Origin of the sequence: Zhongshania guokunii (genome assembly GCF_040892635.1) — a bacterium.
Lineage (GTDB): Bacteria > Pseudomonadota > Gammaproteobacteria > Pseudomonadales > Spongiibacteraceae > Spongiibacter > Spongiibacter guokunii.
In genome coordinates, this window is record NZ_JBFRYA010000015.1 from 1 (window position 1) to 23,590 (window position 23,590).

Below are 23,590 nucleotides of genomic sequence, written 5' to 3' on the forward strand. Positions count from 1 at the left end.
GGGTTTTGATGTCCGCTTAAGTTGTTACCCTTAAGCGAGGAGGCGTATTATATACATCTTAGCCTCGGTAGCAAGTAGTTTTTTAAACTTTCTTACCACCTCAACCGCTTCGTTTTGCTGCTTCCCTCACCTCGGTGAAGTCCGCGTCAGCAGTTGAGGAGGCGCATTATAGAGACGCCAGCTTGGGAGTCAACACTCTTTTGTAATCATTTTGAAATACTTACAAAGACGCACATTAAGCGAACAAATTGACTAAAAATCATACACTTAATCCCTGAATCTGATCATTTAAAGACCAGCATTTGATATTTCTTCTTACCGAGCTTAATTACATAGTACTTCTCAAACAATGCACAACTTGCCGCAAACACCGATTCAGCGGCCATATTGTCAGCCAAACCCACAGACGCACCATTTACCTGCACCGCATTGCGCCCCAAGGCATCTTTAATTTGCTTACCCGCGCCCATTCCGATATCAGCCAAAAGCTGAGTAAGCGGCCGGTCTACGAGCTCACTCCTATCTAATATCGCCGTAGGCAAGCCATCTAACTGCAGCTGCGCAAGATCACTTGCCGATAATTCCGCTAAATCGCCAGAGAATAACGCCTCGGTAATACGCTGCGCGCCAGCCAACTCTTCATCACCATGGATGAGACTCGTCATCTGCTCCGCAAGAATTCGTTGCGCACCAGGGCGCCCCGCCTCTTTGTCTGCCTGCTCAATCGCGTCGATCTCAGCCAGCGACAAAAAAGTAAAGTACCGAAGGAATTTATACACATCAGCGTCAGCCGTACCCAACCAAAACTGGTAAAAAGCATAAGGCGATGTTTTATCCGCATCTAGCCAAACCGTACCCGACTCAGTTTTGCCAAATTTAGCACCATCAGACTTGGTCACCAACGGCATGGTTAATCCATGAACAGCGGCGCCGTGCTGGCGACGAGCAAGATCCACCCCCGCAATTATATTACCCCACTGATCTGAACCACCTAACTGCAATGTGCAACCGTTACGCTTATACAGTTCGGAAAAATCCATACCCTGCAATAAAGAATAGCTAAATTCTGTAAAAGAGATTCCAGAGCCCTCTCTATTAAGTCGCTGCTTAACGGACTCTTTGGCGATCATATTATTAATCGTGAAGTGCTTGCCTACATCGCGCAAAAACTCCAGCGCCGACATAGCACCAAACCAGTCGAGGTTATTAACGACCTCTGCGGAATTTGCTCCGCAATCGAAATCAATAAAGCGCGAAACTTGGCCTTTCAGGCGACCAGCCCAGTTAGCCACGATATCAGGGGTATTTAGCTGACGCTCCTGCGCCTTAAAACTTGGATCACCTATCAAGCCTGTTGCACCACCAACCAAAGCTATTGGTTTATGGCCCGCTTGCTGAAAACGGCGGAGCGCCAACAACGGAACCAAATGGCCGATATGCAAGCTATCTGCAGTGGGGTCAAAGCCGCAGTACAGGGTGCGCATTTCACCGGACAAGTATTCGGATAGCCCGTTTTCACCCGTCATTTGCGCCACGAGCCCTCGAGCCTCTAATTCCGTGAGCAATTCTGCATTTACCGCTGTCATACCGTCGACCTTCATCATCTGAGAAGCGCAAACCGCCACCATACAAGGCGTTTGCTACATTAGGAAACCGATTAAGAAGGCGGCAAGATACAACAACCCAAGCGAAATGCAAACCGGGAAAAGCTGACAGCTTAACGCCTACAAGCTAGAATCTACTTTAACATTCGGTTTATACGGGCTTTAGCGGCTCTGTACATTTGTTATACTGAGTAACAAATCACCAGCAAGGTATGAAGTAGCGAAATTATGCAGAACTGGATCCCCAAAAGGCATGCCGTACGTAGATCCAATAGCGGCAAATTTCCTCGTCGTCACCTAGCACTGGCGGCCTCGACCTTAATTGCCCTAGGATTGGCCCTACTTCTGCTGCCCGGTGAAAATGCCGAGGCAAAACGTACCGCTATTCCACTGAACCTCGAATTAACACCGAGCAGGGTCAGCACAAGCGTCAGCGCACCAGAAGAAGCCCCCATCGAACAAGAAAAACCATGGAAAGAAATTCCCGTCGAAAACGGCGACTCACTATCTGCTATTTTCAGCCGAGCATCTCTAACCCCGCAGGACCTTCACGAGTTAATCACCAGCTCAGCGGAATCCAAAGCACTCAACAAAATTCAGCCTGGCCAAAAACTGTCGTTTAAAATCAGCGACGCAGGACAACTCGATGCAATGAGCTTTCAAATAGACAAGCTGAACAGCCTTGTCTTTGAGCGCGGCGTCACCGGCTTTACCACCACCAAACTGACCGAGACCCCAGAAATTCGCCAGCGTGTTGCCAGTGCAACTATCACGTCATCCCTTTATAAGGCAGCACAGGACGCGGGCGTAAACCAAAGTATTATCATGGAGCTGGCCAATATCTTTGGCGGGGTTTTAGACTTTGTTTACGACGTTCGCAAAAACGACTACTTCATCGTGATTTACGAAGAGCTTTATTTGAATGGCGAGATGCTTGGCAGCGGTCAAATTCTCGCGGCACAGTATTTCAATCAAGGTAAATCATTTGAAGCCTATCGCTACGTAAACACCCACGGAGAAGTTGACTACTTTTCAGAAAGCGGCGAAAGCATGCGCAAAGCTTTTCTGCGCGCACCACTGGACTTCACCCGGATTAGCTCAGGCTTTAACCCCAAACGACTGCACCCAGTTTTTAAAACTGTACGCCCCCACCGAGGCGTCGATTACGCCGCGCCCCGAGGCACGCCAGTGTATGCTGCCGGCGATGGCCGCGTAGCAGATGCTGGCTATTCAAAAGCCAACGGCAACTACGTGTTTATCAAACACGGAGAAGCCTACATGACCAAATATCTGCACTTACACAAGCGTGCGGTATCAAAGGGTGATCGCGTTCGCCAACGGGAAACGATTGGCTGGGTGGGCTCGACCGGCTACGCCACCGGCCCCCACCTACATTATGAATTCTTACTTAATGGTGTGCATCGCAACCCTGCAACCATCGTTAAGCAACTGCCGGCACCAAAGAAAGTCTTGCCTGGCGCAATGCCCGAATTCAAGTCCCAGATTGCTGGCATGCAACTGCAACTGAGGACCTACGCAGCACAGCGCAGCTACACCAACGGCAACGATGCCGGCTAATGAGCACTCACCACTACATCGGCTTAATGTCTGGCACGAGTCTAGACGCCGTAGATGCGGCCCTGATCAGCATAGGCAATGAACAAATTCGTTTAGAGCACGCGCTTTCGACACCCCTGCCGGCAAACCTTAAAGCACAGATTCTAGAACTCTGCGCAGGCACCAGCAACGAAATCGAGCTACTCGGTCAAGTCGATCGAGAGCTGGGCAGCCTGTTCGCCAGCGCCGCCCTTAATCTTTGCCAAGCCGCTGGCGTTAGCCCTACCAACATCACCGCCATTGGCAGCCACGGCCAAACCGTCCGCCACCGGCCACCAGACAAACAGCGCGCTGCGGACGCCGCCTTTAGCCTGCAAATCGGCGACCCCAATACCATTGCTGAACTCACCGGCATCACCACCGTTGCCGACTTCCGCCGCAGAGATATTGCTGCAGGCGGCCAAGGTGCGCCACTGGTACCCGCGTTTCATGCCGCAGCGTTTAGCCAAATAGGCCACGAGCGCGTCATTGTAAATATCGGCGGTATGGCGAACATTAGCTTACTTAAAGCCGATGGCGAAATTTTTGGCTTCGATACCGGCCCCGGCAACGTATTAATGGACAGCTGGATTAACCATTGCCACGGGCAGGCTTTCGATCGCGACGGGGAATGGGCGCAGAGCGGCACTCTGAATCAACAACTATTAGACACCCTGCTCAACGACCCTTACTACGCCGTACTCGGCCCCAAAAGCACCGGCCGCGAGCAATTTAATTTAGCTGGTTTACTAAGTATTTTAGAGAAATTAGACGATATTTCGCCAACAGATGTCCAAGCGACCCTGCTAGAGCTTACCGCTCACAGTATTTGTGCAGCCATTGATCAGTGCAGCCAAGGTCGCGGGGAGGTTTTTATTTGTGGCGGCGGCAGCGCAAATCGCGCACTTTGCTCGCGAATTCAAAGCTTGCTGCCTAACCAAAAGCTAGCGACAACAGACATGCTAGGCATCCACCCCGACTGGGTCGAAGCAGCAGCCTTCGCCTGGCTAGCAAAGCAGAGTATTGCGGGGTTAGCGGGCAATGTGCCTGCCGTCACTGGCGCGAAAGGAGCCCGAATTTTGGGCGCTATTTATCCAAGCTAGCCACCAATACAAACCGATAAGTCAAACCGAAAAAGAAGAACCGCAGCCACAGGTAGTACTGGCGTTAGGATTACTTACAATAAAGCGTGAACCTTCCAGACCTTCCGTGTAATCAACCTGAGCACCGTCGATATACTGATAGCTCAGCGGATCAACGAGCACAAACACCCCATCTTTTTCCACTAAAGTATCGTCTTCTTCGGCCAGCTCATCAAAGGTAAAGCCGTACTGAAAACCAGAACAACCGCCACCCGTCACAAACACACGCAATTTCAGATCTTCATTCGCCTCTTCGGCCACTAAATTTTTTACCTTGGCCACAGCCCGATCCGTTAAGGTCAGCACTGTAGGGGTAAATTGCTCAACTGCAGACATAAGCCCACCTCACAAACTAACGGCACCGCTTGGCACCGTAAATAGGGTGATTATCCAATTCCCGACTAAATCAGTCAAGAATTAACCACGACTGTCTTTACTAGGGCGCCCTTTAGGGCATTAGAGCCAAACCCTGCAAACCCATGGTTTCCGGCAAGCCGAACATCAAGTTCATATTCTGGATTGCCTGCCCTGAAGCACCTTTCACTAGGTTATCAATTGCCGACAGCACCACAACCGTGTTGCGATTCTGCGGCCGATGCAGCGCCAGCCGGCACATATTGCTACCGCGCACGGTCCGCGTCTGAGGAGTACTACCCAGAGGCATTACATCAACAAAGGGCGCATCGGCGTAGCGCTCTTCAAACAAAGACTGCAACTCATCTAAAGATACGGTCGGGTCCAGCAACTCGGTATACATCGTGGCGTGAATGCCGCGAACCTGCGGCAAAAGGTGGGGCGTAAACGTTAAATTGACTGGACCGTTTGCCGCGAGCGCCAACTCCTGCTCAATCTCAGGCAGGTGACGATGCCCCCCAACTCCATACGCCTTAAAACTTTCAGACAACTCAGTGAACAAATTATCAATCTTAGCCTGACGTCCTGCACCACTCACCCCTGAAGCAGCACTAACAATCAAGCGGCTTGGATCAATCAACTTCCGCTCAAGCAAGGGAATCAAGCCCAGCTGAACTGCTGTGGGATAACAGCCCGGGCAGGCAATCAACTTAGCATCGCGAATTTTTGCGATATTGCGCTCAGGCAAACCATAAACTGCCGTTGCCAAAACATCCGGGCAAACATGCTTTTCGTGATACCACTTAGACCACAAGTCGGCATCGGTGATACGAAAATCGGCCGACAAGTCGATAACACGGGTTCCCGCCGCCAGCAGCTCGGGCACCATATTCATTGCCACATTATGGGGTGTAGCAAAAAACACCACATCACAGCTAGCCAGAGCCGCTACATCTGGCGTTGAAAAACGCAGATCCATCGCACCGCGTAAACTTGGAAATAATTCATCCACCGCGACGCCATCTTCCGCCCGCGAAGTAATCATCACCACTTCGGCCTCAGCATGGGTCGCCAATAAACGCAGCAATTCCACACCGGTATAACCCGTACCACCTACAATACCAACCTTTAACACGCCGACTCTCCTTCGCTTATTCAATACTATTCAGCACTTAAAAATCGTGCTTTAAAATTAGTAATTTAAATTAATGAGCAGAGCCATTACGCTCAGCCTCTTCCAACTTCGCCGCCGGCGCTGACTCCTCTTTATCACGAAGAAGATGCTCCCAGCCACGCAGTAAATCCTTCGCCAGTACATGATAGACCGGTTCCGGCATAATTAATTTCGACACCGCCGTTGCGGTGAGCGCACTTACCATCAAGGCCGGCAGTATATCGTGGTTATTACCGGTTAACTCCAGCACGATAACAAAAGCGGTAATCGGTCGTTGGACAACGCCAGCAAAGTAACTCGCCATCCCCACCAAGATCAAGGACACCGTAGGTACCTGCGGAAACAATGGGCTCATGGCCGAACCCAGCTCGGCCCCCGCAGCCAAGCTCGGGGAGAAAATACCACCAGGTATGCCACTAAAATACGTCAACAAAGTGGCCAACATCTTACCAACCGCCGTCAGCCAATTCGCTTCATCCTCGCCCGCCAGCAACATTCGAGCCTCAGCATAACCGCTACCCATCGTTAAACCATCCGACAAGATCGCCATTACCGCCAACAATAAACCCACAACCAAAGCCACCCGCAGCGGCCAGCGCTGCACCAGCGGCGCTACCGCGCGATTACCTTGAACCAAAAAAACGCTAAACAAGCCCCCCAATAAACCACAGGCCGCACTTACGCCAATAATATAGGGGTAATAAGCAAAGGGCATGGCGCTGACTTCAGGCACGCCAAAGTAGCTGTAATGACCGGCAAAGGCCAACACCACCACCCCCGACAGAATAATCGCCATGATAAAGGTACCTGTGGTGCGCGCCTCCATCGACTGTTGCAGTTCTTCAATGGCAAAAACAATACCCGCCAAAGGCGCATTAAAGGCCGCAGACACCCCTGCCGCACCACCCGCAACAATTAAACTGCTTTCAACTTGGCGCTGTTTGAGTTTTGCCCAGCAGCCAAACTTATACATGATTGCCGCGCCAACGTGCACGCTCGGACCCTCACGCCCCACCGTTGCGCCCACCAGCAAGCCTGCACAGGTGAGCAAGACCTTTAAAGTTGCCACTCGCAAAGACAAAAACGGCCCCCGCAACCAGTGGTAACTCTGCTTATGGGCAAGCAAGACTTGGGGAATACCACTCCCCCGCGACGCCTTACCACCATTATTCATAACCCACACAATAGCGGCCAAACCCAAGGGGGTTATCAACAAAAATAAATAGGGGTCGTAGGCAAAAATGGCTTCCGTTAGACCGTAGCTCTCTTCAGACAACCACGCAAAGCCCTGAATCACTAAACCCACCGTTAAGGCGCCCACCCAAAAAACCCCTCGGGTTTTCCAGTCTTCAAGGGTGCCGAACTGACGGCGAGTGTGGCGGTTACCCAAAACCCACCACAGACGAAGCCTGCGAGCAGTTCGGGCACGTTTACTATTGGCGGTCATTATATAAGCGGCCTGTACAGGCAGTTGAGCGAAAACAAATGCCCAGAATGAAAATCAGCACGAAAAAAACCTGCGGCGGGCCGCATTTGGCTATGGGATATTGTATGCTAAATCCCCTATCACACCCAGCACCGACACAGTAATTTTAGCGTCCCAATAGGATAACGCCCCATGCTCTGGCTTAAAGCCTTCCACATTATTACGGTGATCTGCTGGTTTGCCGGCATTTTTTACCTGCCCAGATTATTTGTTTACCACGCCATGAGTGAAGACCAAGCGACTCGCGACCAGTTCAAAATCATGGAGCGTAAGCTCTATCGCTTTGTCACTCCATTTGCCATTTTAACCGTGGTCTTTGGCGCACTTATGATTTATCAGCAGCCCAACTATTATCTCCAAGCCGGCTGGCTACAGTTAAAACTGGTGTTTGTTGTCGGGCTGATCGCCTACCACCTGTATTGCGGTCACCTTGTTAAAGTTTTTGCCAGCGACCAAAATCAGCGCCGACATGTTTTTTATCGATGGTTTAACGAAGCACCGGTATTCGCCTTGTTTGCCATTGTGCTACTCGCCGTGCTGAAACCCTTTTAAGCCAGCGCTCGGCGCGGGATAATAACCCGCCGATATCGCCGAATTTCATTTATTCATTACAAGAAGCCTTTTTATGAGCAGCTCAGAACAGTTATTTGAAGTCGCCCGCCAATTTATCCCCGGCGGTGTTAACAGCCCAGTTCGCGCCTTTAAAGCCGTCGGTGGTATCCCGCGCTTTATCGATCACGCCAAAGGCCCTTACCTCTTTGACGTCGACGGCAAAAAATACATCGATTACGTACTGTCATGGGGGCCGATGCTGCTCGGCCACGCCCACCCCGAAATCATTGCTCGGGTGACGGAGCAACTACAAAAGGGTCTTAGTTTTGGCGCCCCCACCGAAATCGAAACCCAACTCGCCGCCAAACTCTGCGGCATCATGCCCGACATGGACATGGTGCGCATGGTGAACTCCGGCACCGAAGCGACCATGAGCGCCATTCGCTTAGCCCGGGGCTACACCGGCCGCGACAAAATCATTAAATTTGAAGGCTGCTATCACGGCCACTCAGATTCCCTGCTCATTAAAGCAGGCTCTGGCGCGCTTACCATGGGCGTACCCAGCTCACCCGGCGTGCCCGCCTCGCTCGCCGAGCACACCATCACCCTCACCTACAACGACATTGAGGGCGTACAAGCGGCCTTCAAAGAGTTTGGCGAGCAAATTGCCTGCGTCATCGTGGAACCGGTTGCCGGCAACATGAACTGTGTGCCGCCGATTCCCGGCTTTTTAGAATGCCTGCGCGAATGCTGCGACCACAGTGGCAGCGTATTCATTATTGACGAAGTAATGACCGGCTTCCGCCTTGGTCTGCAAGGCGCTCAAGGCTATTACGGCGTCACCGCCGACATCACTTGCCTAGGTAAGGTCATTGGCGGCGGTATGCCTGTAGCAGCCTTTGGCGGCAAACGCGAGATCATGAGTCATATCGCACCCAGCGGGCCGGTGTATCAGGCGGGAACCTTATCTGGCAACCCTATCGCCATGGCCGCAGGCCTGTGTATGTTAGAACACATCGAACAAGCCGGTTTCTACGAGCCACTGTTCAAGCAAACTGACAAATTAGTTGCTGGCCTTCGCGAGCGCGCGGCAGCGGCAGGCATTCCCATGACCAGTAATCACGTCGGCACCATGTTCGGCGTGTTTTTTACCGATGCCGAGCACGTCACCAATTATCAGCAAGTCATGGCCTGCAACATCGAGCGCTTTAACCGCTTTTTCCACGGCATGCTAGAAGGCGGCGTCTACCTTGCCCCTGCATCCTACGAGGCGGGATTTTTATCAGCCGCCCACACCGACGCCGACATTGCCGAAACACTGGCAGTGGCCGAAACAGTATTTGCAAACCTAGGCTGAGAACTACTATGAGCAAGTCACTACACCGCGGCGCATTTCCAGCCACTCGGCTGCGTCGCCTACGCGCTAATGATTTTTCACGCCGTCTAATGCGCGAAAATCAACTTAGCGTTAACGACCTTATTTACCCCATGTTTGTTTGTGAAGGCCGCAATGAGCGCCAAACGGTTGGCTCCATGCCTGGCATTGAGCGCTTAAGCATCGACCTGATCACCGCCGAGGCCAAGCAGCTTGCCGCCCTCGGCATTCCGGCCATCGCTTTATTTCCCGTGGTCGGCGCCGACAAAAAATCGCTCTTCGCGGAAGAAGCTTACAACCCTAATGGCCTTGCCCAGCAAACGATAATGGCCATAAAAGACGCGGCCCCCGAGCTCGGTATTATCACCGACGTCGCCCTCGACCCCTACACGACCCACGGCCAAGACGGCATTATTGATGCTAGCGGCTACGTACTTAACGACCGCACCGTCGAAACCCTTTGCAAACAAGCCGAGGCGCAAGCCAAAGCCGGCGCAGATATTGTCGCACCATCAGATATGATGGATGGCCGCATTGGCGCCATTCGCCACACGTTAGAGAGTAACGGTCATATTAATACCTGCATACTCAGCTACGCGGCCAAATATGCCTCAGCCTATTACGGGCCATTTCGCGACGCGGTCGGTTCTGCAGGCAACCTCGGTAGCGGCAATAAATACACCTACCAAATGGATCCGGCCAATAGCGACGAAGCGCTGCACGAATGCGCACTGGATTTAGCCGAAGGCGCCGACATGATTATGGTCAAACCCGGCATGCCCTATTTGGACATTGTGCGCCGAGTCAAAGAGGAGCTAGCCGTTCCCACCTACGCCTATCAAGTGAGCGGTGAATACGCCATGCACTGCGCCGCCTTTCAAAATGGCTGGCTAGACAAAAATACGGTGATGGCCGAATCCTTACTGGCATTTAAGCGCGCTGGTGCCGATGGAATCCTCACGTATTTCGCCAAGGACATGGCATTATTACTGAACAACTAGTATTTACCCTGTCACAGACAGGGACTATCGTTGAGTCAGCGCCAAATAATTAAAGCATTAAACAAAAATCCAAGGGGGATAAACCATGCAAAAAAGACTTATCGCACTGGCAATACTTGCCGCTAGCGTATCAGTGAGCAGCCAAGCCGACATCATTGGCGCTACGGCTGGCGCCTATATGTGGAAACAGAGCTGGGAAGGTGATGTTAAAGCCGGCTCACAAAGCATCGACATGAATGACGACCTTGGTTACGACGACGAAACCGGCAAAAGTTTTTACGTTGCCCTAGAGCACCCAGTACCCGTGTTACCCAATATTCGTTTACAGCACACCAGCCTCGACATTTCAGAAACGAGCCAATTATCACGCACCTTTACATTTGACGGCGACACTTACACCAACGCCGACTCTGTAAACTCTACGACCGACCTGAGCCATACAGACGGCACCTTGTACTATGAAATTTTAGATAACTGGGTGAACTTAGACGTCGGCTTAACCGTGCGCATGTTCGACGGCGAAGTTCGCTTAGCTGCCACAGGCCGCGACAGCTCTATCGATATTGACGCACCAATTCCGATGGCCTATGTAAACGCCCGCTTTGAATTGCCACTCACCGGTCTTTACGCCTCTGGTCTTGGTAATGTAATTGCCTATGGCGACAATAAAGTTACCGACATGACCCTTGCCCTAGGGTATGAGCTTGGCGTGCTTGGCCTAGAAATCGGTTATCGCAATTTTGACGTTCAGCTCGAAGACGACAACGAAGAAACCAACGTCACCGTTGACGGCTACTTTATCGGCCTCGTTCTCGACATCTAAATATCGGCTAAGCAAGCTGCCAAAAAGGGTGTAGCACTGGCTACGCCCTTTTTTATTGCGGCCATTAAAATAGCGTTCTAAGCAGTATATGATGACCCGCTAACGAACCTGACCAACACCATCGAGCATAATGAGGAAAACCATTGAAAATTGCGCTCATCCTTATCAGCCTGTTCTTTAGTGCAACCACCCTCGCCTGCGAGTGCCTTTGGCAGGGACCGTTTAAAACAGTTTATACCGAAGCCGACCTCGTTGTTTACGGAGAGGTGGGGCGCAGCCAAGGCAATGGTTTTGATTTAAGTATTAAGGAAATCATTCAGGGCAGCGAATACCGTGAGCAAATTCGAATTTGGGGAAAGAAAGACAATTTATGTCGACCAGAAGCCAAGGAGTTTCCCTCAGGCAGCCAATGGATAATGGCCCTGCACCGCATAGACAATCCACCGGCAGATGCCTTCAATCCCTTTAAAGCCAATATCAGCTTTGGCCGCCAAGACGATTTCAGTTTATCTAGCTGCGGGGTTTACTGGCTGCCCGTAAAAGAAGAGCGGGTGTCTGGCAATATTCTTGATGGCTCACGCTGGCAATATATCGACCCGAAGAAAACCCCTGTTATCATGGCGGTGTTTAAAGCTTGGTTGCAAAAATTACTCCCCGACGAAGCTCTTGCGGAAGCCGCTAGACCGCAAAGCCAAGCGCGAAAACTGCTCAACGAGACCAAAATGTTTCTGTGGGAAGATCAGCGCAACTTGCTACCCGAGCCGGAGCAAAGCAGTGACGAGGAGTTTGGTCCGATACGCCCCAATTTGCGACCGGGCTTAGAGGCCACGCGAGCTGAAGATGAATCGGCGAAGCCAGCCGAGAAATCGGAATCCAACTCAAATCAGACCCAGTAACTCGTCGAGCATTCGTAGCGACATACCCCAGATACGACGCTTCTCATAGAAATAGCAGGGCAAGTTCATTTGCAACTTGCCACGCCCCCACGTCATCGTCTCGCGATTACCGCGATCCATTAAAAACCGCAGCGGCACCCACACCGCTTCTGCCACTTCGTGATTGGCCTCGATGCTCACCGCGGTATGCAGGCGAAAAACATAGGGCGTTACTACCATCGGTTGCCGGCCGGAATGGGGCCGACTCACAATATCGGACAGCCGGCCAATACAGTGGCCAGCTTTGTCTAAAAAAATGCCGGTTTCTTCTTCCGTTTCACGGATTGCTGTGCGCAAACCCGTCACATCTTGGCGATCCATTCGTCCACCAGGAAAAGCCATATGCCCAGACCATGGATCACCCTCGCGGTCGGCGCGCTTAATCATAAGAACTTCGATATGATCATCTAGCTCACGCAAAATCAGCGCTACGGCCGAACGCTTTACCCAACGCCGCCACCAGCGCTGACGCGGTTTAAAGCCATCTAGTCGCGTGATGATTTGTTGCAGAGCAAGCGCTTCTTCGCTTGTTTTTTTCAATGCTTACTCCTTCCCGCACTGCCTAAGTTTACTGGCCCCGATAATCAGCCTTGCAGCTCAGCCGTGCTAATATTAGTGAACATGCATAATACCCCATACCCACCGTGCTTCGCATAGTTGCAATATATGACCACCACCAGCAAACCCGACATCCGCAATCGCGGCGATATAGAAACCCTGCTCAGGCATTTCTACGAGCAAGTGCTCAGCGACGACATTATTGGTTTTTATTTCACCGACGTAATGGTCTTCTCACTCGAAGATCACCTGCCGAAGGTCACCGATTTCTGGGTGCAGCAATTGCTGTCTGAACGGGTTTATCAAGGCGAATTATTTAAGCGCCACCAAGAACTCCATCACCGTGCCGCACTGAGCCCACACCACTTTCACCGCTGGCTGTATTTACTCAACAACAGTATCGACCGCTTATTCTACGGCCCGCGCTGCGAGGCAATGAAACAGCGCGCCCAAGCAATTGCGCAATCCATGGCAAGTGCCCTCGCTGCACGCGCCGATGACAGTAGCGGCGAGCTTGGTGTGCAAATTTACAGCAATCCTCAGCCGTAAAGCTTGCGCAGCCGCGCCACACCCTCGGCTAAACGGTCCATACCGGTGGTGTAGGCAAAGCGCACATGCTCATCGGCTCGGTAGCGACCAAAGTCTTCACCAGGGGTAATGGCAATGCCGTGGTCTTCCAGCAATGAGCGGCAAAATTCTGGACTACTCATGTTAAAACGCTTAATACCGGCGTAAAGATAAAGCGCGCCGGCTGGACAGTGGGGAATTTCAAAACCCAAACTCCGCAGTTCCGGCAACAAATAATCGCGGCGCTGGGCAAATTCATCGCGGCGAGCGTTTAGGATAATGCGGGTCTCTGGCGCAAAGGCAGCCAGCGCCGCGTGTTGCGCCATCGTCGACATAGAGATAAACAGATTCTGAGCCAATTTTTCTAATTCCGGCACCGCCTCTTCTGGCGCCACCAACCAGCCTAGACGCCAGCCGGTCATCCCAAAGTATTTAGAAAAACTATTAATCACAAAAGCCTGATCGGTAATCGACAAAATACTCGGCGCATCTACCCCGTAATTCAGGCCGTGATAAATCTCGTCCACAATCAAGTGACCGTGTTTGCGCTCACAGAGGCTGTGTAAATCGCGCAATTGCGGCGCGGTGAGAATTTCGCCGCTGGGATTCGCCGGTGAGGCCACCATAACCCCCTTGGTATTGGCCTGCCAGTGCTGTTCAGCTTTTTCTGCACTGAGCTGAAAGCGGTCCTCTGGCCCCACCGGCACTAGCTGCCCCTCACCTTCGACCAAACGCAGAAAATGGCGATTGCAGGGATAACCGGGGTCGGTCATCAACATGCCGTCACCGGGATTAATTAATAAACCCGCCACCAACAACAGCGCACCCGAGGCGCCTGGAGTTATCATGATTCGGTTCGGCGATATATTTAGCCCATAATCCTGACGGTAATAATTGGAGATTGCCTCGCGCAACGCGGGGATACCCGCGGCGGGGGTATAGCTAGTTTCACCGCGGTCTAACGAGGCCTTTGCCGCGCGAATAATCGGCTCGGCACTGCTAAAATCCGGCTCACCAGCCTCCATATGAATAATATCTCGGCCCTCCGCCGCAAGCGCTTTGGCGCGAGTGAGCACTTCCACTACACGAAACGGCTCTATATCGGCTAAACGACGCGCAAAGGATTTACTCACCTATACTATTCCTATGATCCAAAAACAGGAGTGTAACTTTATCCGCGGGGCCTTAACATCATCACATCAACCCGCTGAATATCCGCAACAGGGCTTTAAGCGTAATTTCGTGTGGCGCAACAGCCTCATATCTGGTAGTTTTGCCGATTTGGCGGCACAGCGTCGCCGCGCATGCCCGCGGTTTGCGGTTAACGGCTTGTAAAAAAGAGGGCCAACCATGCCTGCACAACAGAGCACACCTGAAAACTTGAAAACCTTCGTCCCGTATGTAGAAAAAAAGGGCGAAGAATATATGAACGACAAACAGAAGGAACACTTCCGCCAAATTCTGCTTAACTGGAAGGCAGAGCTAATGGAAGAAGTAGACCGCACTGTGAGTCACATGAAAGATGAAGCGGCCAATTTCCCTGATCCAGCCGACCGCGCCACACAGGAAGAAGAGTTCAGTCTTGAGCTTCGCACCCGTGATCGCGAGCGTAAATTGATTAAGAAAATTGATTCAACCATCAATCTGATCGATGAAGACGACTACGGCTACTGCAATACCTGCGGCGTCGACATTGGCATTAAGCGCTTAGAAGCGCGCCCCACAGCAACGCTGTGCATAGACTGCAAAACCCTAGACGAGATCAAAGAACGTCAAGAACGCGGCTAAAATCTTGCTGGGCGGCACGCCGCCCACAAATACCCCCAATGTCACTCCCTAGCACCCCTTATATCGGCCGATTTGCCCCCTCGCCCAGTGGTCCTCTACATATTGGCTCCCTTGTTACTGCTTTGGCCAGCTATTTAGACGCCCGCGCCAACCGCGGCCAATGGCTGTTGCGCATGGAAGATATAGACCCGCCTCGGGAGCAGGCCGGCGCGACGCAAATCATCCTTAACAGCCTAATAAACCACGGCCTACTGTGGGATGGTGACGTGTTTTGGCAAAGCCAACGCAGCGCCGCCTACGACCAGCAACTTGACCAATTATTAACTAATGATCTCGCCTATTGGTGCGACTGCTCCCGCCGACAACTCGGCCCCGCTAAGGGGCTCCACACTGGCTCGTGCCGCCACCCAGGAGAACCTGAGCAATCCGCTATCCGCCTGCGTATTGGCGACCGGCCGGTGGAGTTTAACGACCGCCTGCAGGGCAAGCAAATTCGCCACGGCGCGGATATTGGCGACCCCATACTCAAACGCAAAGACGGCCTATATGCCTATCAACTCGCGGTGGTAGTTGATGACGCGGCTCAGGGTATTACCGATATTGTGCGTGGCGTCGACCTGCTTGACGCCAGCGCCTGGCAAATTCACCTGCAAAATGCGATCGGTCTTCCCCCCGTACGCTATGGCCATATTCCCGTGATTGTCGGCGAGGACGGCCACAAACTCAGCAAACAGAGCTTTGCACCCGCACTGGATGACAGCAGCGCCTATAACAATCTCTGTTTGGCGCTGCGTTATTTACAGCAAACCCCAGCCCCGGATCACATCGACACCATTCCCGCACTACTGAACTGGGCCACCGAACACTGGCGCCTCCAGAACATACCCACCGGCAGGCAAATTTGCCCACGTTAATCTACCCACTGCGCGAGCCAACCTTGCAATTCAATATCACTTTTCGACACATTCTTTGCAGTTTTGCCGCGCGTCCAGTAACATCAAGCCGACAGTGAACGCGTTTCGGTCGCCATGCAAATTCATTCCCCCCTGCTCCTATTAGTTACCTTTGCCTTTGTCTACGCACCCAGCTTGGGGCGCTGGCTCGATACGGGTAGCAACCTCTGGTATCGCCACCATTTGGTGTGGCTGGCCATTATTCTTTTTGTGTTTTTTAGCCTTCGCCAGCAACGCCGCAATGACCTTTGACATCAATACCCTATTATTTATCGGTATCAGCTACCTGCTGTTACTGTTTGCCATCGCCTATGCAGCCGAGCGCCAATTACTCCCTGCCAAGCTAGTTAACCATCCAGCCACCTATGTTTTATCGCTGGGCATATACGCCAGCGGCTTTGCTGTTTACGGTGCAGTCGGCTTTGCCCAGCACTACGGCTACAGCTTTTTGAATTACTATGTGGGCCTGTCCGCTGCGATGGTTTTACTCCCCATATTACTGGCACCACTGCACCGAATCTGTAAAAGCTATCGCCTGAATTCGCTTGCCGACTTGCTTAGCTTTCGATTTCGCAGCTCGTGGGTGGGTTCGCTTGTTACCGTATTTACCGCCGTCGCGGCATGGCCGCTACTGGCCATTCAAATTCAGACCGTATCGGAATCTACCCTTATTTTAAGTCTCGGCCGCTCGCTAGAAAGCGGTGGCGGTGATTACCGAAATCTTACGGGCTTTTTGTTTTGCGTCATTATCACGGTCTTTACTATTTTATTTGGTTCACGCAATCTCGCCTCAAAAGATAGCCATCGCGGCCTTGTTACGGCGCTGGCTTTTGAATCATTGGTGAAAGTGTTTGCCGTGCTGCTGGTCGGCATAATCAGCACCTACGCGGTATTTGGCAGTTTTGATGGCTTACAAGCTTGGCTAGACAGCAAACCTGAGGCCCTAGCGCTGCTTAACAAGCCCCAAGACGGGGATGTTAACCGCTTAATGCTAATCATGTTTTTTGCCGCCGCAGTGTGTATGCCGCACATATTTCACATGCTTTTTGCAGAAAACCCCAGCAGTAAAAACCTAGCAACCGCAAGCTGGGGGCTACCCTTATTTCTGCTGGTAATGAGCCTCCCTATTCTACCGATTCTGTGGGCGGGGAGCGCTAGCGAACTCAGTCTTCCCGCCGACTACTACGCGCTAGGTTTATCCTTGGAAATTGGCAAGCCATGGCTAAGCGTATTAATTTACCTAGGCGGCCTGTCTGCGGCCAGCGGCGCGATCATAATCACCACCCTCGCCCTAGCATCCATGAGCCTAAACCATATCGTTCTGCCAATGCTGCGCCCCAAAGGTCGCAATATCGATATTTATCGCTGGCTACTAATGACCCGCCAGCTATTAATATGCGTGATCATTCTGATTGGCTTTGTCTTTTATGAGTTGATCGGTGAATCCCAAAGCCTGACCAATTTAACCATGACCTCGGCCAGTGGCTGCATCCAGTTTTTACCTGGAGTACTGGCCGTTTTATATTGGCCTAGAGCCAATCGCAACGGTTTTATTAGCGGCCTCTGCGCCGGTTTTACGGTGTGGACAATTGGCCTCGTCGTGCCAATGTTTACGGGAATCCAGCCCAGCTTTCTAAAAGAGATGTATATCTACCCGGTAACGGACGATCAATTTTGGGTCGTGGTAACCAGCCTCTCGCTAGCACTAAACGGCTTGGTATTTATTGTTGTATCCCTACTCAGCGATGTATCTCCCGAAGAGCGTCGCGCAGCTGAAGCCTGCACCCTAGACGACCTGAATAGGCCCACCAGACAAACTCTAAATTTACATTACGCCAGCGAAATTCGATTGCGCCTGCAGGAAGTTTTAGGTGACAGCGCCGCCGCTCAGGAATTTAAACGCGCCCTCGATGAGCTAAAGCTCAACGAGCTAGAAACGCGACCATACGCCCTGCGCCGGATCAGAGATCGCATTGAAATCAACCTCTCATCACTAATAGGGCCGTCCAGCGCCCGCCGAGTAATCGACCGCGCCCTACCCTATACCGACAATCTTATTGGCAGCAGTGAAGACATCACCTACATAGAAGAACGCCTAGAGCGCTACCAAGCCAATCTTACCGGCTTAGCGGCTGACTTAGACAGCCTCCGCCGCTACCACCGCCAAACCCTAGAAGACCTCCCTATTGGCGTCTGCGCGCTAGGCCGCGACCAAGAGATACTGCTGTGGAATACCACCATGGCAGACATCACCAAAATAAAAGCCAATACCGTTACCGGCTCGCGACTAACTGGACTGCCCGAACCCTGGTCTAACTGCCTACTTAGCTTTTTGGCTAGCAGCGACTTACACCGTAGTAAATTCAGCGTTGAAACCAATAAGGGCCTGCGCTGGCTAAACCTGCATCGCACCGAATCGCAAATGCTCGGCCGCGATGAATTGATCGTGGTGGTGGAAGACATCACCGACACCCAACTATTAGAGCACGAGCTAACCCACCAAGAGCGCCTAGCGTCAATTGGCCGCTTAGCCGCTGGCGTCGCCCACGAGATTGGCAACCCGGTTACCGGCATTGCCTGCCTTGCCCAGAATTTGCGCTTTGAGAGCAACAACCCCGACACCCTAGAAGCCGCCTCGCAAATTGTAAAACAAACCCAACGCATCAGTAGTATTGTGCATAGCCTAGTCAACTTTGCCCACACCGGCCGCGAAGATCCCACCCAAGCCTTTGAAGCTGTCACTGTGCGTGACTGCGTAATGGAGGCCGTACAATTACTCAGCTTAGATCAGCAAGCCCGCCATATTCACTACAACAATAATTGCCCCAGCGACATTGTCGTAGCCGGTGACAATCAACGTTTGATGCAGGTATTTATTAATCTGCTATCCAATGCCCGCGACGCCAGTCCCGAAGACAGCATGATCACCATTGATGCCCAACGCGACAATGGCAGCGCCCATATTATGGTTACCGATCAAGGCACCGGTATCGACGAAAAGCTGCACGACCAAATCTTTGAGCCTTTCTTTACGACCAAAGAGCCGGGCAAAGGCACCGGCCTCGGCTTGGCACTGGTCTACAGCATTATTGGCGACCTCGGCGGCGACATCAGCATTGAGAGCCCAGTCCCCGAATTTGGTAGCAATGGCACCCGAATCCATATTCACCTCAAACTAATCAGCGATGAGGCGCCTTAGATCGTCCACCCAGCCCACCCTAGAAATAATCGGCTGATCGCGTTATGTTGTCCGGCTAAGCAAGCCGACGCGCTGGCCGTATGCAAGCAACGGAGAGAATTATGCCCAAGATCCTTTTAGTCGAAGACGAAGACGTCATCCGCGTGGCACTGCGTCGCCTATTAGAGCGCCATGACTATCAGGTAGACGAGGCCGATTCAGTTCAAAAAGCACTGAGCACCTACAACGTTAACGACTACGCTCTGATTATTAGCGACCTTAGACTCCCCGGCGCACCAGGCACTGACCTCATCAGCAAAACCGACGCTCCAGTGCTGATCATGACCAGTTACGCCAGCCTCAAATCAGCTGTCGACTCCATGAAAAAAGGTGCCATTGACTACATAGCCAAGCCCTTCGACCACGACGAGATGCTCGAAACCGTAGAGCGCATCATTCAAAACACAGCTAGTGAAAAACCCCCAGCCGGAAGTAGCCCAGAACCCAGCAGCAGCCAACGCAAGCAAATTGCCGATGCTAACGGTATGATTGGCAGCTGCAAAGCCATGCAACAGCTCTACGACCATATTCGGCGCGCCGCGCCCACCGACGCCACAGTCCTAGTCCATGGTGAAACCGGCACCGGTAAGGAGCTAGTGGCTCGAGCTATTCACAATCAAAGTACACGGGTAAACAAACCCATCATTTGCGTAAACTGCGCAGCAATACCCGAATCATTAATTGAATCCGAGCTGTTTGGCTATGAAAAAGGTGCATTCACCGGCGCCAACAGCAGCCGCATCGGTTTAATTGAAGCCGCCGATGGCGGCACCTTGTTTTTAGACGAAATCGGCGAACTGCCCTTAGAAGCTCAAGCGCGATTACTGCGCTTTATACAAGAAGACGAAATACGTCGTATCGGCTCGGTTGAGTCGAGCAAGGTTAATGTTAGGTTGATTTGCGCGACCCACCGCGACCTAAAAGAAATGGCTCATGCAGGGCACTTCCGAGAGGATCTTTACTACCGCATCAATGTAATGAAGCTTGAGCTGCCGCCACTGCGCGAGCGCGGCAAAGACATTCTCGAACTAGCAGAAACCCTGCTCAAGCATCGCTGCGAAAAAATGAAAAAACCATTAATGCATTTCAGCCCCAAAGCAATTCAGGCCATCACCACCTATATCTGGCCAGGCAATATTCGGGAATTGGAAAATGCCATTGAACGCGCAGTCATACTCTGTGACAGCAAAGAAATTGATAATGAGCTCCTCGATATCGACCTCGAACTAGTTGACATCAGCCAAATTCGCGGCCGCGGCAGTGAATTTAACAATCGCTCCAGCAATAACAACACCACCGGCATGGAGCGCAAAGACAGCCGCAGCAAACCCAGCCGCAGCAATAATGATCCCAGCGAAGACCTGTCCTTAGAGGACTATTTCCAACGCTTTGTTTTAGAACACCAAGACTCAATGAGCGAAACCGAGCTTGCCCAGAAACTTGGAGTCAGTCGCAAATGCCTGTGGGAACGTCGTCAGCGCCTAGGGATTCCGCGCAAAAAGGTAGCCACCAGAAGCAATGCTTAAGTAGCATTTAAGCATTACGCCCATCGTTACCCCACGCAAGGAATTGTAACAAAGGGCGTATAGTAAGGTAACAGTTCACAAATATGTAAGGGCTTTCCACAATAGGGTAAATACCTAAATCATTGAAAAACAAAGAATTTAATAACTTGGCACGGCATATGCTCTCTTTACTGTCAAACAACAATAAGAAAACAAAATAATAATAAAAAAAGAGAAACAATAATAATAATACAACAGCAAAGAGACCTGGGTGGGGAAGACATTGTTTTCCCCTTCTTCATTTTAGAAACACCGAAAATTCCCCCTGAGCATTTCCCGCACACTCTAAATCCCTGTGCTAGAATACTGCCTTTCCAACTAACGGCCGACCCCCAAATTCAATGACATCAAGCTCCGTTACCGGGCTGTGGAAAAAGCTGACCGGCAAATTTTCCAAATCCAGCCAAGGCTCCGCACATCAAGTGGCTATAATCTCCCGCGATGAACACTGCGTGTCTCGCAAGCACATCAGCGATGCCGCATTGAAAGTCATCCGCAGACTCAACGAAGAAGGCTTCGAAGCCTTTCTGGTTGGCGGTGGCGTTCGCGACCTACTCCTTGGCGGCCAGCCCAAAGATTTTGACATTGCCACCGACGCCACCCCCGAGCAAGTTCGCGGCGTCTTTCGCAACAGCCGCATCATCGGCCGACGCTTTCGCATTGTTCACGTTCGCTTTGGCCGCGAAATTATCGAAGTCACCACTTTCCGTGGCAGCCACGACGCCCCAGCCAGCAATCCCCAGCGCAGCAAGCACTCCGCGCAAACTGAATCGGGCATGCTGACCAGAGACAATGTTTACGGCTCCGTTGACGAGGATGCCGCGCGCCGCGATCTCACCATCAATGCACTGTATTACTCTAGTCGCGACTTCAGCGTTTACGACTTTGTCGGCGGCATGCAGGACCTCAACGACAAACTCATCCGCATTATCGGCGACCCTGAGACCCGCTACCGGGAAGATCCGGTACGCATGCTGCGCGTGGTGCGCTTTGCAGCCAAACTCGACTTTGATATTGAGCGCCACAGCGAAGAGCCGCTAAAGCGCCTTGCGCCACTGCTCTGCGATATCGCTGCGGCCAGAATGTTTGACGAAGTCATCAAACTGTTTATGTCAGGTCAAGGCCTACACACCTACGCCCTAATGCAGCGCTATGGCTTATTTGCGCCACTCTTCCCTGCCACCCAAAAAATGCTCAACCAGCGGGAACCTGCGGCAGAAGAGATTATTAAGCAGGGCTTGATCAACACTGACGCCCGCATTGCCGATGGCAAACCCGTCACCCCTGCTTTTATCTACGCAGTGATCTTATGGCCGATGGTAAAACACCTTCACCAAGAAATTATGGCATCTGGCACACCTGAGATTGCCGCGCTGCACCAAGCGGCAGAGCGGGTGCTTCACAAGCAACAGCAAACCGTTGCCATACCCAAGCGCTTCTCGCTGCCCATGCGCGACATCTGGGAACTGCAGTGCCGCCTAACCCGTCGCTCTGGCAAACGGCCCGAGCAACTATTAGAGCACCGCTACTTCCGCGCCGGTTTCGACTTTCTATTACTCCGCGAGCAAGCTGGCGAAATAAAACCCGAACTCGGACAGTGGTGGCTGGCATTCCAAGAAGCCCACGTCGACACCCGTGGCGCCATGCTCAGCCAAGTTCCCGCTAGCGAAAAGCCCCGCAGCAACCCTCGCCGCCGGCGCGGACCTCGCAAACCGCGATGATTCGTTGCTATATAGGCCTAGGCAGCAATCTCGAAAATCCGCTGCAGCAAGTTTTAAGTGCACTCAATGAATTGGCAGCGCTGCCTGACTGCCAATTCATTGAAAGCTCACAACTCTACGGCTCACAAGCCGTCGGACCGGGCCAGCAAGACAACTACGTCAACGCCGCGGCCGCTATCGACACCAATTTAACGGCCGAGCAATTGCTGCTCGCCATGCAAGGTATTGAAGCCCAACACCAGCGCCGCCGCGAATTACACTGGGGGCCACGCACCCTCGACCTCGATCTCTTGCTCTACGGCCAGCAGCGCATTGCCAATGAATTACTGTGTGTGCCCCACCCACGCATGCATCAGCGCGACTTTGTGCTGCGTCCGCTATGCGATATTGCGCAAAAAAAACTGTTACAGTCAGTCTTCGGCGACAGCTTAAACCTAGACTTTAAAGACACTGATACTCTGTGGGTTTTAAACAGCAATGACGAATCACAATCTCGTTAACGAGCCGATTATCAACCCTCACAAACCGCCACGCTTTATTGCGGTTGAAGGTCCAATTGGCGTCGGCAAAACCACCCTAGCGCGCCGCCTGGCCGACTCCCTAGGCTTTCACCAACTACTAGAAAAGGCTGACGACAACCCTTTCCTAGCGCGCTTTTACGCAAATCAGCGCCACGCAGCCCTATCTGCCCAGCTGTTTTTTTTATTTCAGCGCGCCCAGCAACTCAGCGACTTGCGCCAAAGCGATTTATTTGAACAAACCCACGTCGCCGACTTTGTTTTTCAGAAAGACCCGCTATTTGCCCAAATCACCCTTGATGCTAACGAGCTTGAGCTCTACCGCAAGGTTTACCAGCAGGTTCAAATCGATGTGCCAACCCCAGACCTAGTAATCTATTTACAGGCACCGGCCAAAACCCTGCGCGAGCGCATCCATCAGCGCGGCGTAAATTTTGAGCGCAATATCGACATAGACTACCTAGAGAAAATTAACGGCGCCTACAGTGAGTATTTTCACTCCTACCAAGACTCGCCACTGCTCATTATTAACGCTGCAGAAATAGATTTTGCCCATAACGACCAACAATATGAGCAGTTATTGCAATATCTGCTGGAAATTCGCAGCGGTCGCCATTACTTTAACCCCACTTTTTTTTAA

Annotated in this window: 22 protein-coding genes; 16 read left to right on the top strand and 6 right to left on the bottom strand. The window is 52.0% G+C overall.

Annotation, left to right across the window (positions count from 1 at the left end; translation table 11 throughout):
• Positions 1-284: 284 nt before the first annotated feature.
• On the bottom strand, positions 285-1,586 hold the full coding sequence (tyrS, locus tag AB4876_RS15235; protein ID WP_368382611.1) for a tyrosine--tRNA ligase: 1,302 nt from the start codon (positions 1,584-1,586) through the stop codon (positions 285-287).
• Positions 1,587-1,832: 246 nt separating this feature from the next.
• Between tyrS and AB4876_RS15240 the strand changes: the two genes are divergently transcribed.
• Positions 1,833-3,182 carry a peptidoglycan DD-metalloendopeptidase family protein gene (locus AB4876_RS15240; RefSeq protein ID WP_368382612.1) on the top strand — a complete coding sequence of 450 codons (1,350 nt, stop codon included), beginning with the start codon at positions 1,833-1,835 and terminating at the stop codon, positions 3,180-3,182.
• Positions 3,182-4,303 (top strand): anhydro-N-acetylmuramic acid kinase, encoded by a 1,122-nt coding sequence (locus AB4876_RS15245; RefSeq protein ID WP_368382613.1) that lies wholly within the window; start codon positions 3,182-3,184, stop codon positions 4,301-4,303. The genes AB4876_RS15240 and AB4876_RS15245 overlap by 1 nt, the downstream gene beginning before the upstream one ends.
• Before the next feature lie 21 nt (positions 4,304-4,324).
• Here AB4876_RS15245 and erpA read toward each other — a convergent pair whose 3' ends face one another.
• From erpA to AB4876_RS15260, 3 genes are all read right to left on the bottom strand, one after another.
• Positions 4,325-4,678, bottom strand: a complete 354-nt coding sequence (erpA, locus tag AB4876_RS15250) for an iron-sulfur cluster insertion protein ErpA (RefSeq protein WP_368382614.1) — start codon at positions 4,676-4,678, stop codon at positions 4,325-4,327.
• Between the two features lie 112 nt (positions 4,679-4,790).
• A complete protein-coding gene (argC, locus tag AB4876_RS15255) occupies positions 4,791-5,831 on the bottom strand; it encodes an N-acetyl-gamma-glutamyl-phosphate reductase (protein WP_368382615.1) in 1,041 nt (346 codons plus the stop codon).
• A 70-nt stretch (positions 5,832-5,901) separates the two neighbouring features.
• The gene (locus tag AB4876_RS15260) at positions 5,902-7,317 is read right to left on the bottom strand and encodes a chloride channel protein (protein ID WP_368382616.1); all 1,416 of its coding nucleotides are present in this window, start codon (positions 7,315-7,317) and stop codon (positions 5,902-5,904) included.
• A gap of 171 nt (positions 7,318-7,488) precedes the next feature.
• Here AB4876_RS15260 and hemJ point away from each other — a divergent pair, with 171 nt between their 5' ends.
• The 5 genes from hemJ (at position 7,489) to AB4876_RS15285 (ending at position 12,003) form a co-directional block, all read left to right on the top strand.
• Positions 7,489-7,908: a protoporphyrinogen oxidase HemJ gene (gene hemJ, locus AB4876_RS15265; protein ID WP_368382617.1), complete on the top strand. Its 420-nt coding sequence runs from the start codon at positions 7,489-7,491 to the stop codon at positions 7,906-7,908.
• A 73-nt stretch (positions 7,909-7,981) separates the two neighbouring features.
• Positions 7,982-9,265 (top strand): glutamate-1-semialdehyde 2,1-aminomutase, encoded by a 1,284-nt coding sequence (gene hemL, locus AB4876_RS15270; RefSeq protein ID WP_368382618.1) that lies wholly within the window; start codon positions 7,982-7,984, stop codon positions 9,263-9,265.
• 8 nt (positions 9,266-9,273) lie between these two features.
• The gene (hemB, locus tag AB4876_RS15275) at positions 9,274-10,284 is read left to right on the top strand and encodes a porphobilinogen synthase (RefSeq protein WP_368382619.1); all 1,011 of its coding nucleotides are present in this window, start codon (positions 9,274-9,276) and stop codon (positions 10,282-10,284) included.
• 85 nt (positions 10,285-10,369) lie between these two features.
• A complete protein-coding gene (locus AB4876_RS15280; protein WP_368382620.1) occupies positions 10,370-11,107 on the top strand; it encodes a TIGR04219 family outer membrane beta-barrel protein in 738 nt (245 codons plus the stop codon).
• A 143-nt stretch (positions 11,108-11,250) separates the two neighbouring features.
• Complete coding sequence (locus AB4876_RS15285) at positions 11,251-12,003, top strand: hypothetical protein (RefSeq protein WP_368382621.1); 753 nt, start codon at positions 11,251-11,253, stop codon at positions 12,001-12,003.
• On the opposite strand, the gene AB4876_RS15290 is transcribed toward AB4876_RS15285, so the two are convergent.
• Entirely contained in the window at positions 11,986-12,582 is a 597-nt protein-coding gene (locus tag AB4876_RS15290; RefSeq protein ID WP_368382622.1) for an NUDIX hydrolase, read from the bottom strand. The genes AB4876_RS15285 and AB4876_RS15290 overlap by 18 nt on opposite strands.
• A 126-nt stretch (positions 12,583-12,708) precedes the next feature.
• On the opposite strand from AB4876_RS15290, the gene AB4876_RS15295 reads away from it, so the two are divergent.
• Positions 12,709-13,149 carry a group III truncated hemoglobin gene (locus tag AB4876_RS15295; RefSeq protein WP_368382623.1) on the top strand — a complete coding sequence of 147 codons (441 nt, stop codon included), beginning with the start codon at positions 12,709-12,711 and terminating at the stop codon, positions 13,147-13,149.
• Here AB4876_RS15295 and AB4876_RS15300 read toward each other — a convergent pair.
• Entirely contained in the window at positions 13,140-14,300 is a 1,161-nt protein-coding gene (locus AB4876_RS15300; protein ID WP_368382624.1) for a pyridoxal phosphate-dependent aminotransferase, read from the bottom strand. The two genes, AB4876_RS15295 and AB4876_RS15300, sit on opposite strands and share 10 nt — an antisense overlap.
• A 217-nt stretch (positions 14,301-14,517) precedes the next feature.
• Between AB4876_RS15300 and dksA the strand changes: the two genes are divergently transcribed.
• The 8 genes from dksA (at position 14,518) to AB4876_RS15340 (ending at position 23,590) form a co-directional block, all read left to right on the top strand.
• The gene (dksA, locus tag AB4876_RS15305) at positions 14,518-14,955 is read left to right on the top strand and encodes an RNA polymerase-binding protein DksA (RefSeq protein ID WP_008251300.1); all 438 of its coding nucleotides are present in this window, start codon (positions 14,518-14,520) and stop codon (positions 14,953-14,955) included.
• A gap of 38 nt (positions 14,956-14,993) precedes the next feature.
• Complete coding sequence (gene gluQRS, locus AB4876_RS15310; protein WP_368382625.1) at positions 14,994-15,869, top strand: tRNA glutamyl-Q(34) synthetase GluQRS; 876 nt, start codon at positions 14,994-14,996, stop codon at positions 15,867-15,869.
• A 114-nt stretch (positions 15,870-15,983) separates the two neighbouring features.
• Positions 15,984-16,160, top strand: coding sequence for a hypothetical protein (locus AB4876_RS15315; RefSeq protein WP_368382626.1), 177 nt, complete (start codon positions 15,984-15,986; stop codon positions 16,158-16,160).
• Positions 16,150-19,107 carry a sensor histidine kinase gene (locus AB4876_RS15320; RefSeq protein WP_368382627.1) on the top strand — a complete coding sequence of 986 codons (2,958 nt, stop codon included), beginning with the start codon at positions 16,150-16,152 and terminating at the stop codon, positions 19,105-19,107. The genes AB4876_RS15315 and AB4876_RS15320 overlap by 11 nt, the downstream gene beginning before the upstream one ends.
• Positions 19,108-19,208: 101 nt before the next feature.
• The gene (locus AB4876_RS15325) at positions 19,209-20,672 is read left to right on the top strand and encodes a sigma-54-dependent transcriptional regulator (RefSeq protein WP_368382628.1); all 1,464 of its coding nucleotides are present in this window, start codon (positions 19,209-19,211) and stop codon (positions 20,670-20,672) included.
• 461 nt (positions 20,673-21,133) lie between these two features.
• Positions 21,134-22,432 carry a polynucleotide adenylyltransferase PcnB gene (gene pcnB / locus AB4876_RS15330; RefSeq protein ID WP_368382629.1) on the top strand — a complete coding sequence of 433 codons (1,299 nt, stop codon included), beginning with the start codon at positions 21,134-21,136 and terminating at the stop codon, positions 22,430-22,432.
• Positions 22,429-22,932, top strand: a complete 504-nt coding sequence (folK, locus tag AB4876_RS15335; protein WP_368382630.1) for a 2-amino-4-hydroxy-6-hydroxymethyldihydropteridine diphosphokinase — start codon at positions 22,429-22,431, stop codon at positions 22,930-22,932. Before pcnB ends, folK begins: the two co-directional genes overlap by 4 nt.
• Positions 22,910-23,590 (top strand): deoxynucleoside kinase, encoded by a 681-nt coding sequence (locus tag AB4876_RS15340; RefSeq protein WP_368382631.1) that lies wholly within the window; start codon positions 22,910-22,912, stop codon positions 23,588-23,590. Before folK ends, AB4876_RS15340 begins: the two co-directional genes overlap by 23 nt.